The organism is Streptomyces sp. NPDC048483, from assembly GCF_040651455.1.
Taxonomy (GTDB): domain Bacteria; phylum Actinomycetota; class Actinomycetes; order Streptomycetales; family Streptomycetaceae; genus Streptomyces.
This window is the reverse complement of the sequence record NZ_JBEZJZ010000099.1, coordinates 1-12496: the sequence shown is the minus strand read 5'-3', so window position 1 is coordinate 12496 and position 12496 is coordinate 1. Positions and strand designations below refer to the sequence as shown.

Annotated in this window: 11 protein-coding genes; 9 read left to right on the top strand and 2 right to left on the bottom strand. The window is 68.8% G+C overall.

Annotated features, from left to right (window positions below):
* Positions 1–238 precede the first annotated feature (238 nt).
* From eccD to AB0D04_RS33780, 6 genes are all read left to right on the top strand, one after another.
* On the top strand, positions 239–1705 hold the full coding sequence (gene eccD / locus AB0D04_RS33805) for a type VII secretion integral membrane protein EccD (RefSeq protein ID WP_362711176.1): 1467 nt from the start codon (positions 239–241) through the stop codon (positions 1703–1705).
* A gap of 152 nt (positions 1706–1857) precedes the next feature.
* Positions 1858–2145, top strand: a complete 288-nt coding sequence (rpsO, locus tag AB0D04_RS33800; protein WP_006602744.1) for a 30S ribosomal protein S15 — start codon at positions 1858–1860, stop codon at positions 2143–2145.
* A 268-nt stretch (positions 2146–2413) separates the two neighbouring features.
* Positions 2414–4630, top strand: a complete 2217-nt coding sequence (locus tag AB0D04_RS33795; protein WP_362711174.1) for a polyribonucleotide nucleotidyltransferase — start codon at positions 2414–2416, stop codon at positions 4628–4630.
* On the top strand, positions 4627–6006 hold the full coding sequence (locus AB0D04_RS33790) for a pitrilysin family protein (RefSeq protein WP_362711172.1): 1380 nt from the start codon (positions 4627–4629) through the stop codon (positions 6004–6006). The genes AB0D04_RS33795 and AB0D04_RS33790 overlap by 4 nt, the downstream gene beginning before the upstream one ends.
* A gap of 31 nt (positions 6007–6037) precedes the next feature.
* A complete protein-coding gene (dapB, locus tag AB0D04_RS33785; RefSeq protein ID WP_362711170.1) occupies positions 6038–6790 on the top strand; it encodes a 4-hydroxy-tetrahydrodipicolinate reductase in 753 nt (250 codons plus the stop codon).
* Between the two features lie 14 nt (positions 6791–6804).
* Positions 6805–7257 (top strand): hypothetical protein, encoded by a 453-nt coding sequence (locus tag AB0D04_RS33780; protein WP_362711169.1) that lies wholly within the window; start codon positions 6805–6807, stop codon positions 7255–7257.
* A 308-nt stretch (positions 7258–7565) separates the two neighbouring features.
* On the opposite strand, the gene AB0D04_RS33775 is transcribed toward AB0D04_RS33780, so the two are convergent.
* Together AB0D04_RS33775 and AB0D04_RS33770 are read right to left on the bottom strand one after the other, a co-directional pair.
* Positions 7566–8147 (bottom strand): hypothetical protein, encoded by a 582-nt coding sequence (locus AB0D04_RS33775; protein WP_362711167.1) that lies wholly within the window; start codon positions 8145–8147, stop codon positions 7566–7568.
* Positions 8148–8250: 103 nt separating this feature from the next.
* Positions 8251–8493: a hypothetical protein gene (locus tag AB0D04_RS33770; RefSeq protein ID WP_362711165.1), complete on the bottom strand. Its 243-nt coding sequence runs from the start codon at positions 8491–8493 to the stop codon at positions 8251–8253.
* Between the two features lie 253 nt (positions 8494–8746).
* On the opposite strand from AB0D04_RS33770, the gene thyX reads away from it, so the two are divergent.
* From thyX to AB0D04_RS33755, 3 genes are all read left to right on the top strand, one after another.
* Positions 8747–9505, top strand: coding sequence for an FAD-dependent thymidylate synthase (gene thyX, locus AB0D04_RS33765; RefSeq protein WP_362711163.1), 759 nt, complete (start codon positions 8747–8749; stop codon positions 9503–9505).
* Positions 9506–9712: 207 nt separating this feature from the next.
* Positions 9713–10612: a 4-hydroxy-tetrahydrodipicolinate synthase gene (gene dapA / locus AB0D04_RS33760; protein WP_362711161.1), complete on the top strand. Its 900-nt coding sequence runs from the start codon at positions 9713–9715 to the stop codon at positions 10610–10612.
* A gap of 113 nt (positions 10613–10725) precedes the next feature.
* On the top strand, positions 10726–12411 hold the full coding sequence (locus AB0D04_RS33755; protein ID WP_362711159.1) for a ribonuclease J: 1686 nt from the start codon (positions 10726–10728) through the stop codon (positions 12409–12411).
* The last annotated feature ends 85 nt before the right edge of the window (positions 12412–12496 follow it).

Here is a 12496-nt window from a genome sequence, read left to right as displayed (position 1 = left end):
CATGCATCTCGCAGTCTCGGACCGCCCCCGTTGGTTTGACGGTCCCCCGGGCACAAGTCCTTGGCCCGACGCAGGCGTTGATCCTACTGTTACGGGTCAAGTGATGGGGTGGGTGGGGCAGCCCCCTGATCGGACGGTACGCTGACGCACCGCGAGCGTGCCACAGCCCCGTGGAGACGGCTTTATATATAGGGCGCGTGACGCGACAAAACGCCCAACGGATAGGGGGAACCGCCAGGTGAGCACGAGCACTGGCACCGGCTTTTGCCGGGTCACAGTCGCCGCGCCGGATGCACGGATCGACGTGGCTCTACCGGAGGACGTCGCACTCGTCGACATTTATCCGGAGATCCTGCGGCTCTCCGGGCAGTCCCAGGCCGAGGGCGCTCCAACCGGCTATCACCTCGTACGCCGCGACGGCACGGTACTTGATGCCGGACAGTCGCTCGCGCAGCAGCAGATCCTCGACGGCGACCTTCTTCTTCTGAAGCCGTTCGCCGAGTCGCTGCCGCTCCCGGTCTTCGACGATGTCTCCGACGCCGTCGCCTCCGCGGTCAAGCAGAACCGCAGCCGCTGGAGCGACGACCTGATGAACATCGTCGGCCTGACCGCCGGCGTCCTGCTGCTCACCATGATGGCGTTCGTGCTGTGGGTCTCGAACCCGGTCCAGCACCGCGATATGCACAGCCTGCCCGGCATCATCGCCGGTGTCACCGGCATCGTCCTGGTCGCCCTGGCCGGCGTCCGCGCCCGCGTCTACGACGACCACGGCTCCTCCATCGCCCTCGGTCTCGCGGCCCTGCCGCATCTGCTGATCGCGGGCTCCGGCATCTTCCCGCCCGACGAGGGCCACGGCCCGGGCCGCCTCCAGCTCCTCGTCGGGTGTGTGACCGTACTGATCGCCTCCGTACTGCTGGTGGTCCTGCTGCCGCGCGGTGACGCCCCCTTCGTGGCGGCCGCGTTCCTGTCCTCCGTCGGCACCCTGGCCGTCTTCGCGGCGATCCTCACCAATGCCCAGGGACGCGAGGTCGCCGCCGTCACCGCCGTCGTCTCCATCGCGATGGTCGCCTGGCTCCCCGGACTCTCCGCCCGCTTCGCCCGGCTGCCCATCGGCTACAAGTCGCCCGACCAGATCGCCCGCGGTTACGACGGCGACCGCGCCTCCGAGACCGAGTCGGTCGACTTCGTCAAGATCGGCAACCAGGCCAAGCGCGGCCACGAGCTGCTCCTCGGCCTCGTCGCCGGCTGCGCCGCCCTCGTCGTCGGCTCCGCCGGTATCGTCCTCGGCTTCGCCGACAACACGTGGGCCCAGCTGCTGGCCCTGGCCGCCGGCATCACGATCATGCTCCGCGCCCGGCTCTTCGACTACACCGCGCAGGTCGCCTGCCTGACCATCGCCGGCATCCTGACGATCGTCCTGCTGATCCTGGGCATCGCGCTGAACCCGCCGGAGGAGATCTTCGTCGATCTCGTCAAGTTCGACGACTCGGGCCCGCTCAACATCCACACGGTCTGGTTCTCCTCCAGCATCGCGGTGGGCGCCGCCGTCCTCGTCGGCGTCGGCCTGATCGTCCCGCGCAAGGGCGTCACCCCCTTCTGGGGCCGGATCTTCGACATCTTCGACGGTCTGATCCTGCTGTCCCTGGTCCCGCTGTGCCTCGCGGTCCTGGACGTGTACGCCGCCGTGCGCTCCCTGACCGTTTAGCGACGGTCACCCGCTCCGCCGCGGCCCCCCGACCACCCGGTCGGGGGGCCGTTTCGTTGCTGGTACGCTGTGTGACGGTCCGCTCGAGTCATCCAAGATTCCCTGTGACGTAAACCAGGGGCGCTCAAGGACCAGAAACCAAGGAGTACCGCGTGTCGCTCGACGCCGCTACGAAGAAGCAGATCATGGCCGAGTTCGCCACCAAGGAGGGTGACACCGGTTCCCCCGAGGTTCAGGTCGCGATGCTCTCCCGCCGGATCTCGGACCTGACCGAGCACCTCAAGACCCACAAGCACGACCACCACTCCCGCCGTGGTCTGCTGCTGCTGGTCGGCCAGCGTCGCCGCCTGCTGCAGTACCTGGCCAAGAAGGACATCACGCGCTTCCGTGCGCTGGTCGAGCGCCTCGGCATCCGCCGTGGTGCGGCGGGCGCCAAGTAAGACGCCGTAAAGGGAGCGGTTCCCACCGGGGGCCGCTCCCTTTGCCGTACGCGCCGGACACGCTCGCCATCCCGTGGTGGGCGGAAGCTTTGTAGTCTGGTGCCATATCGCAATAGCGAACGCAGGGGAGCGCCACCTGGCCGCCGGTCCTCGGTAGTGGCCCCCGGAGATCTCCGGGTGCTTCGATCGAAGACCGGCCCGTCCGGCGCTCCGCCGCAGAAGGTCCGCTGCCACACGGGCAACGGACGCAGACGAGGAGATATTCCTGGTGGAGAACGAGACCCACTACGCCGAGGCCGTTATCGACAACGGTTCCTTCGGCACCCGCACCATCCGCTTCGAGACGGGCCGCCTGGCCAAGCAGGCCGCCGGTTCCGCCGTGGCGTACCTGGACGACGACACCATGGTGCTGTCGGCCACCTCCGCTTCCAAGACCCCGAAGGACCAGCTGGACTTCTTCCCGCTGACCGTCGACGTCGAGGAGCGGATGTACGCAGCCGGGAAGATCCCCGGCTCCTTCTTCCGCCGTGAGGGCCGTCCCTCCGAGGACGCCGTCCTCACCTGCCGGCTGATCGACCGGCCGCTGCGCCCCTCCTTCAAGAAGGGCCTGCGCAACGAGATCCAGATCGTTGAGACGATCATGGCGCTCAACCCCGACCACCTCTACGACGTGGTCGCCATCAACGCCGCCTCCTGCTCCACGCAGCTGGCCGGTCTGCCCTTCTCCGGCCCGATCGGCGGCACCCGTGTCGCGCTGATCAAGGGCCAGTGGGTCGCCTTCCCGACCCACACCGAGCTCGAGGACGCCGTCTTCGACATGGTCGTGGCCGGCCGGGTCCTCCCGGACGGCGACGTCGCGATCATGATGGTCGAGGCCGAGGCCACCGAGAAGACCATCCAGCTGGTCAAGGACGGCGCCGAGGCCCCGACCGAAGAGGTCGTCGCCGCCGGTCTCGAGGCTGCCAAGCCGTTCATCAAGGTCCTGTGCAGGGCCCAGTCGGACCTCGCCGCCAAGGCCGCCAAGCCCACCGGCGAGTTCCCGGTGTTCCTCGACCACCAGGACGACGTCCTGGAGGCGCTGACCGCCGCCGTCAAGGACGAGCTCGCCCAGGCGCTCACCATCGCCGGCAAGCAGGACCGCGAGGCCGAGCTGGACCGCGTCAAGGCGGTGGCCGCCGAGAAGCTGCTCCCGCAGTTCGAGGGCCGCGAGCGCGAGATCTCCGCCGCCTACCGTTCGCTGACCAAGTCCCTGGTCCGCGAGCGCGTCATCAAGGACAAGGTCCGCATCGACGGCCGCGGCGTCACGGACATCCGTACGCTCGCCGCCGAGGTCGAGGCGATCCCGCGGGTGCACGGCTCCGCCCTGTTCGAGCGTGGCGAGACCCAGATCCTGGGCGTCACCACCCTGAACATGCTCCGCATGGAGCAGCAGCTGGACACCCTTTCCCCGGTGACCCGCAAGCGCTACATGCACAACTACAACTTCCCGCCGTACTCCGTCGGTGAGACCGGCCGCGTGGGCTCGCCCAAGCGCCGCGAGATCGGCCACGGTGCGCTCGCCGAGCGCGCCATCGTGCCGGTGCTGCCGACCCGCGAGGAGTTCCCGTACGCGATCCGTCAGGTCTCCGAGGCGCTGGGCTCCAACGGCTCGACGTCCATGGGCTCGGTCTGCGCCTCGACCATGTCGCTGCTGAACGCCGGTGTGCCCCTCAAGGCCCCGGTCGCCGGTATCGCCATGGGCCTGATCTCCCAGGAGATCGACGGCCAGACCCACTACGTCGCCCTCACCGACATCCTCGGTGCGGAGGACGCCTTCGGTGACATGGACTTCAAGGTCGCCGGCACCAAGCAGTTCGTCACCGCGCTGCAGCTCGACACCAAGCTCGACGGCATCCCCGCCTCGGTCCTGGCCGCCGCGCTGAAGCAGGCCCGCGACGCCCGTCTGCACATCCTGGATGTCATGACGGAGGCCATCGACACCCCGGACGAGATGTCCCCCAACGCCCCGCGGATCATCACCGTCAAGATCCCGGTGGACAAGATCGGTGAGGTCATCGGCCCCAAGGGCAAGATGATCAACCAGATCCAGGAGGACACCGGCGCCGACATCACGATCGAGGACGACGGCACCATCTACATCGGTGCCTCCGACGGCCCGGCCGCTGAGGCCGCCCGCGCCACGATCAACGGCATCGCCAACCCGACCATGCCGGAGGTCGGCGAGCGCTACCTGGGCACGGTCGTCAAGACCACCACCTTCGGTGCGTTTGTCTCCCTGCTCCCGGGCAAGGACGGCCTGCTGCACATCTCGCAGATCCGCAAGCTCGCCGGTGGCAAGCGCGTGGAGAACGTCGAGGACGTGCTCGCGGTCGGCGCCAAGGTCCAGGTCGAGATCGCCGAGATCGACCAGCGCGGCAAGCTCTCGCTGATCCCCGTCATCGAGGGTGAAGAGGGCGACGACAAGAAGGACGACGCTGCCCAGTGACGTCCCGTAGCTCACAGGCGACGGCCCGCACCTCTTCGGAGGGGCGGGCCGTCGCCCGTACCCAAACGCTTCTCAAGGGCACCGCGGGCGCCGGCACGGTCCGCCGGACCACCCTCCCCGGCGGTCTGCGCATCGTCACCGAGACCCTGCCGTCGGTCCGCTCGGTCACCTTCGGTATCTGGGCCCACGTCGGCTCCCGCGACGAGACCCCGTCCCTCAACGGCGCCACCCACTACCTCGAGCATCTGCTCTTCAAGGGCACCGAACGGCGCAGCGCGCTGGACATCTCCGCCGCCATCGACGCGGTCGGCGGCGAGATGAACGCCTTCACCGCGAAGGAATACACCTGCTACTACGCGCGGGTGCTGGACGCGGACCTGCCGCTCGCCATCGACGTGGTGTGCGACATGCTCACCGGCTCGCTGATCGAGGCCGAGGACGTGGACGCCGAACGCGGCGTCATCCTCGAAGAAATCGCGATGACCGAGGACGACCCCGGCGACTGCGTCCACGACCTGTTCGCGCACACCATGCTCGGCGACACCCCGCTCGGCCGCCCGGTCCTGGGCACCGTCGACACCGTCAACGCCCTCACCCCCGAGCGCATCCGCCGCTTCTACAAGAAGCACTACGACCCCACCCACCTCGTCGTCACCGCCGCGGGCAACATCGACCACGCCAAGGTCGTCCGCCTCGTCCGCCGCGCCTTCGAGCGGGCCGGGGCCCTGGACCGTACGGATGCCGCGCCGATCGCCCCGCGCGCCGGCGCCCGCGCCATCCGCACCACCGGCCGCGTCGCACACCTCAACCGCAGGACCGAGCAGGCGCATGTCATCCTCGGCGTGCCCGGGATGTCCCGTACGGACGACCGGCGCTGGGCCATGGGCGTCCTGAACACCGCCCTCGGCGGCGGTATGTCCTCGCGTCTCTTCCAGGAGGTCCGCGAGAAGCGCGGCCTGGCCTACAGCGTGTACTCGTACACCTCGGGCTTCGCCGACTGCGGACTGTTCGGCGTCTATGCGGGCTGCCGCCCCAACCAGGTGCACGACGTCCTCAAGATCTGCCGCGAGCAGCTCGACCAGGTGGCGGCCGAAAGCCTCACCGACGACGAGATCCATCGCGCGATCGGCCAGCTCCGCGGCTCCACCGTCCTCGGCCTGGAGGACACCGGCGCGCTCATGCACCGCATCGGCAAGAGTGAGCTGTGCTGGGGAGAGCAGATGTCGGTCGACGAGATGCTCGCCCGGATAGCCGCCGTCACCCCCGATGAGGTACGCGAGGTGGCCCGCGACGTCCTGGGCGCACGACCCTCGCTGTCCGTCATCGGCCCGCTGAACGACCGGCAGGCGGCCCGTCTGGACGACGCCGTCGCCTGACCGACGTACCACCTAGAGAGAGCTGGAAACGATGAGCAAGCTGCGCGTGGCCGTCCTGGGCGCCAAGGGGCGCATCGGCTCCGAAGCCGTACGGGCCGTCGAGGCCGCCGAGGACATGGAGCTGGTCGCGGCCCTGGGCCGGGGCGACAAGCTGGAGACCCTGGTCGAGGCCGACGCCCAGGTCGTGGTCGAACTGACCAACCCGGGCGCGGTCATGGGCAACCTCGACTTCTGCCTGCGGCACGGCATCCACGCCGTGGTCGGGACGACCGGCTGGACCGACGACCGCCTCGCGCAGCTGCGCACCTCGCTCGCCGCCTCCCCGGAGGCGGGGGTGCTCATCGCCCCGAACTTCTCCATCGGCGCGGTGCTGACCATGCAGTTCGCTCAGCAGGCGGCCCGCTTCTTCGAGTCCGTCGAGGTCATCGAGCTGCACCACCCGAACAAGGCGGACGCTCCGTCCGGTACAGCGGCCCGTACGGCCCAGCTGATCGCCGCGGCCCGCCAGAAGGCGGGCAGCGCGCCCCAGCCGGACGCCACGGCCACGGCCCTGGACGGCGCCCGCGGCGCGGACGTCGACGGCATCCCCGTCCACTCCGTACGGCTGCGCGGCCTGCTGGCACACCAGGAGGTGCTGCTCGGCGGCGAGGGCGAGACCCTCACCATCCGCCACGACTCCCTCCACCACAGCAGCTTCATGCCGGGCATCCTGCTCGGTGTGCGCCGCGTGGTGACCACCCCGGGCCTGACCGTGGGCCTGGAAAACTTCCTCGACCTGGGCTGACGGGCGATCCCACCGTGCGCGCAAAGATCACCTATTTCGTCCTGGCGGCCGTCCTCGTCGTCTACTTCGTCCTGGTCGGCAGCCGCGGCATCCTGCTCATCCGGCAGGGCACCGCGGTCACCGTCACTTTCGGGGCCGCCGTCCTGATCCTGCCGTTCATCGGCCTGTGGTTCCTCTGGCACACCACGCAGTTCGCCCGCAAGGCCGGCATCCTCTCGCGCGAGCTGGAGGCCGAGGGCGGGCTGCCGGTCGACGAGCTGCGGCGCACCCCCGGCGGCCGGATCGACCGCGACTCGGCCGACGAGGTCTTCGCCAAGCGACAGGCCGAGACGGAGGACGCGCCGGGCGACTGGCGCACCTGGTTCCGGCTGGCGATCGCCTACCACGACGCCCGGGACACCCCGCGCGCCCGCAAGGCGATGCAGCGCGCCATCGCCCTGCACGACGACAAGCCGGTGCGGACCTGATTCCTGTACGGACGGGAACTCCGTACGGACGGGAACTCCGTACGGACGGGAACTCCGTACGGACGGGAACTCCGTACGGACGGGAACTCCGTACGGACGGGAACTCCGTACGGACCCGAACCCCGTACGGACCTGAAGTCCGTATTCGCCGGATTCCCGTGCGGAACTGAAGTCCGTACGCGCCGGATGCCCGTACGGACCTGGATCCCTACGGGCATCCGGGGATCCGGGGATCCGTTGATCCGGGGATCCGGGAATATCGCCTCGGGACCGCCGCGTTGTGGCCCCGCAGGGGGCCCTCGCGTCCCCTAAGGGATCTGTTCCCCTGCCCCCTGGTGGCGGTACTCCGCCGCCCACGCCTCCAGCACATCCGCCGCCCGCTCGAACGCCTCGGGGCGGGACTGGAAATCGCCGTTGCGGTCCGTGATCAGGGTCCGCGGTTCCCCGCTCTGCATCGTGTGGACGATCACGGCCTGGCCCTGCACCGTCCGCGGCAGCCCCAGCCAGCGCACCGGTTGTTGGACCGTACGGACCGTGGCGACGGCGCTCCAGGGATCCGTCGTCGTACGCAGCAGCCCCACCCGCCGCAGACCGCTCGAGCTCACCCACACCCCCGCGCGCAACAGACGCAAGGACAGAGCGATCACCAGCGCGGCCACCACGACACACACCACGGCGCCGGTGAGCGACCCGGCCAGCCCGATGATCATCGCCGACAGCAGAATGAACGAGGCGAGCAGTAAAAACACCGCCGCCGTCCCCACCCGCCACGGTCCGGGGCGGTAGGGACGGCGCCAGTGACCGGGCTCGTCGTGCGGGAGTGCGGCCGGATCCGCCGCACGGCCATGGCCGTCGAGGTCGCGGTCGGCCGTCAGGAAGGGCAGGGGCACGGCTGAACCTCACACTCAGGGACACGCTGACGAAGCTGTGACCGGTGAGGCTATCGGGCCGGGCGGAGCGGAACCACCCGGTCCCGCGCCCCTGCCCTCCCTCTCAGCGGTGGGCGGCTTCGGACTGGTGCACCCGGCCCGATCCGGAGCTGTCGTCCTGCTGGAGCGACGGAATGCCGAACAGCAGGGCGCCGGCCAGGCCGCCCACAACGGTGAGTGTCATCAGGGACTGGCCGAGAAGCTGCACGCGGGAGGCGCGCTGGCGGGGCGGGGGAGTGACATTGCTGCGGAACCGGTCTGCCTCGGCAACGAAGGCGAACGGGACGGGCTCTCGCCGGCGGAACATGAGCGGGCTCTCCTAGGAACCTCGAAGTGGGCACTGTCACAGAGGTAGACGTGTCTGCCGTCCGATTGGTGCCCGTTTTCAGTGACTTCTGTGAAAAATATCAACCGCCGGCCCGCTCCCTGCTAAAGGGGGTCCGTTTTGCCCCTAACGAGGCACCAAACGGCTTTTCCTGAGCTTCCTTCACCTTTCCCCGGCTGTCAGTGGCGGGCCGTAGGCTGGGCGCCGCACGAGGATCGAATGGAAGGAACCGCCGGTGTCCCACACCCCCGACGAGAGCACTGAGAGCGCCGACAGTGCAGCCGCCCGCTTCCGGAGCGAGGTGACGGTCGAGCTGGTCAAGCACAGTGCGGCCGACAGCGACGTCCTGTGGGCCGCCCGCGTCTCCACGGCCGGTGAGCAGTCCCTGGAGGAGCTCCAGAAGGACCCCGAGCGCTCCAAGGGGCTGATCAACTACCTCATGCGGGACCGGCACGGCAGCCCCTTCGAGCACAACTCCATGACGTTCTTCATCAGCGCGCCGATCTTCGTCTTCCGCGAGTTCATGAGGCACCGCGTCGGCTGGTCGTACAACGAGGAGTCCGGCCGCTACCGCCAGCTCGAGCCGGTCTTCTACGTCCCCGGCCAGTCCCGCAAGCTGGTCCAGCAGGGCCGCCCCGGCAAGTACGAATTCGTCGACGGCACCCCGGCGCAGCACGAGCTCACCACCCGCGTCATGGAGGACACCTACCGCCAGGCGTACGAGGCCTATCAGGAGATGCTCGCCGCCGGCGTCGCCCGTGAGGTGGCCCGCGCCGTCCTCCCCGTCGGCCTGTTCTCCTCGATGTACGCGACCTGCAACGCCCGCTCCCTGATGCACTTCCTGGGCCTGCGCACCCAGCACGAGCTGGCGAAGGTCCCCTCCTTCCCGCAGCGCGAGATCGAGATGGTCGGCGAGCAGATGGAGGCCCAGTGGGCCAAGCTCATGCCGCTCACGTACGGCGCATTCAATGCGAACGGCCGCATCGCGCCGTAAAGCAGCAGGCGGCGGGCCGGACACCGCACGGTGCAGCGCGGACAGCGCCGGCGTGAGAGGTGTCCGGATTGCAGCATTTTGAGAAGTTCATCTACTCTGAACAAACGGACCCGGCACTGCTTGAACCCCCGAGCAGGCAGTGCCGGAGTCCACATCCCTGCTCCCCAGAGGCGCACACCGAGGTGCCCTACGAGTAGCGTGGGACCCATGGCTCCGACTTCCACACCGCAGACCCCCTTCGGGCGGGTGCTGACCGCCATGGTCACGCCGTTCACGGCGGATGGCGCACTCGACCTCGATGGCGCCCAGCGGCTCGCCGCCCATCTGGTGGACGCCGGCAATGACGGCCTCGTCGTCAACGGCACCACCGGAGAGTCCCCGACCACCAGCGACGCCGAGAAAGCTCAGCTTGTACGCGCCGTGGTCGACGCCGTCGGAGACCGCGCCTTTGTCGTCGCCGGAGCCGGCACCAACGACACCCGTCACAGCCTCGAGCTCGCCCGCGCCGCCCAGGACGCCGGCGCCCACGGCCTGCTCGCGGTGACGCCGTACTACAGCAAGCCGCCGCAGGAGGGCCTGCTGCGCCACTTCACGGCCATCGCGGACGCCACCGAGCTGCCCGTCATGCTGTACGACATCCCCGGCCGCAGCGGCGTCCCGATCAACACCGAGACCCTGGTCCGGCTCGCCGAGCACCCGCGGATCGTCGCCAACAAGGACGCCAAGGGCGACCTCGGCCGCGCCAGCTGGGCCATCGCCCGCTCCGGCCTCGCCTGGTACAGCGGCGACGACATGCTCAACCTCCCGCTGCTCTCGGTCGGCGCCATCGGCTTTGTCTCCGTCGTCGGCCATGTCGTCACCCCCGAGTTGCGCGCCCTCCTGGATGCCCACCTCAATGGTGATGTCACCAAGGCCACGGAGATCCACCAGAAGCTGCTGCCCGTCTTCACCGGCATGTTCCGCACTCAGGGCGTCATCACCACGAAGGCCGCCCTCGGTCTCCAGGGTCTGCCCGCCGGTCCGCTGAGGCTGCCCCTGGTGGAGCTCTCCCCCGAGGAGATCGAACAGCTCACCCGCGATCTCGCCGCCGGCGGGGTACAGCTGTAGTCACAGACTTCACAACTGAATACCGACCAACAACCGCCACATAGCAAGTGCACGAATGTCATGCGCGCCACGTGCCTCGACGGCAGCGTGGCGTGTGTGGTGAGGAGAGTCTTTTGAGTCATCCGCATCCTGAGCTCGGCGCTCCGCCGAAGCTTCCCAAGGGTGGCCTGCGCGTCACCCCCCTCGGCGGCCTGGGTGAAATCGGCCGCAACATGACCGTCTTCGAGTACGGCGGCCGCCTGCTGATCGTCGACTGCGGAGTGCTTTTCCCCGAGGAGGAGCAGCCCGGGATCGACTTGATCCTGCCGGACTTCTCGTCCATCCGGGACCGCCTCGACGACATCGACGGCATCGTGCTCACGCACGGCCACGAGGACCACATCGGCGGTGTCCCCTATCTCCTGCGCGAGAAGCCGGACATCCCCCTCATCGGTTCCAAGCTGACCCTCGCTCTGATCGAGGCCAAGCTCCAGGAGCACCGCATCCGCCCGTACACGCTGGAGGTCGCCGAGGGCGACCGCGAGCGCCTGGGCCCCTTCGACTGCCAGTTCGTGGCGGTCAACCACTCCATCCCGGACGCCCTGGCCGTGGCCATCCGCACTCCCGCGGGCATGGTCGTCCACACCGGCGACTTCAAGATGGACCAGCTCCCGCTGGACCGCCGCCTGACCGACCTCCCCGCCTTCGCCAAGCTCGGCGAGGAAGGCATCGACCTTCTTCTCTCCGACTCCACGAACGCCGAGGTCCCTGGCTTCGTCCCGCCAGAGCGCGACATCTCCAACGTGCTGCGCCAGGTGTTCGCGAACGCCCAGAAGCGCATCATCGTCGCCAGCTTCGCCAGCCATGTGCACCGCATCCAGCAGATCCTCGACGCGGCCCATGAATACGGCCGCCGGGTTGCCTTCGTCGGCCGCTCGATGGTCCGCAACATGGGCATCGCCCGCGACCTGGGCTATCTCAAGGTCCCGGCCGGCCTGGTCGTCGACGTCAAAACCCTCGACGACCTCCCCGACCACGAGGTCGTGCTGGTCTGCACCGGCTCCCAGGGCGAGCCCATGGCGGCGCTCTCCCGTATGGCGAACCGCGATCACCAGATCCGCATCGTCCCGGGCGACACGGTGATTCTCGCGTCGTCCCTCATTCCCGGCAACGAGAACGCGGTCTACCGCGTGATCAACGGTCTGACCCGCTGGGGCGCCAACGTCGTCCACAAGGGCAACGCCAAGGTCCACGTCTCGGGCCACGCCTCTGCCGGCGAGCTGCTGTACTTCTACAACATCTGCAAGCCGAAGAACCTGATGCCGGTGCACGGCGAATGGCGCCACCTGCGCGCCAACGCCGAACTGGGCGCCCTGACCGGCGTACCGAAGGACCGCATCGTCATCGCCGAGGACGGCGTCGCGGTCGACCTCGTCAAGGGCGTCGCAAAGATCGTCGGCAAGGTCCAGGCGGGCTATGTCTACGTCGACGGCCTCTCGGTCGGCGATGTCACCGAGACCCACCTCAAGGACCGCCGCATTCTCGGCGACGAAGGCATCATCTCGGTCTTCGTGGTCGTGGACAGCACCACCGGCAAGACGGTCGGCGGCCCGAACATCCACGCCCGCGGTTCCGGCATCGATGACGCGGTGTTCCGGGCCGTCATCCCCAAGATCGACGAAGCGCTCGCCAAGTCGGCCCAGGACGGCATCACCGAGCCCCACCAGCTCCAGCAGCTGATCCGCCGCTCGGTCGGCAAGTGGGTGTCGGACAACTACCGTCGCCGCCCGATGATCCTCCCTGTGGTCGTCGAGGTCTGACACACAGAGTCGTACGAACGTACCCAAGTCGGAGCGGGGGGGGGGGCGGTGGGTGAGAGGCCGCCCCCCCCCAACAGTATAAAGA

Bases quoted from the DNA above. Each gene is read 5' to 3' on its own strand.
- dapB (WP_362711170.1), top strand. From the start codon at position 6,038: ATGAGCAAGCTGCGCGTGGCCGTCCTGGGCGCCAAGGGGCGCATCGGC.
- AB0D04_RS33770 (WP_362711165.1), bottom strand. From the start codon at position 8,493: ATGTTCCGCCGGCGAGAGCCCGTCCCGTTCGCCTTCGTTGCCGAGGCA.
- dapA (WP_362711161.1), top strand. From the start codon at position 9,713: ATGGCTCCGACTTCCACACCGCAGACCCCCTTCGGGCGGGTGCTGACC.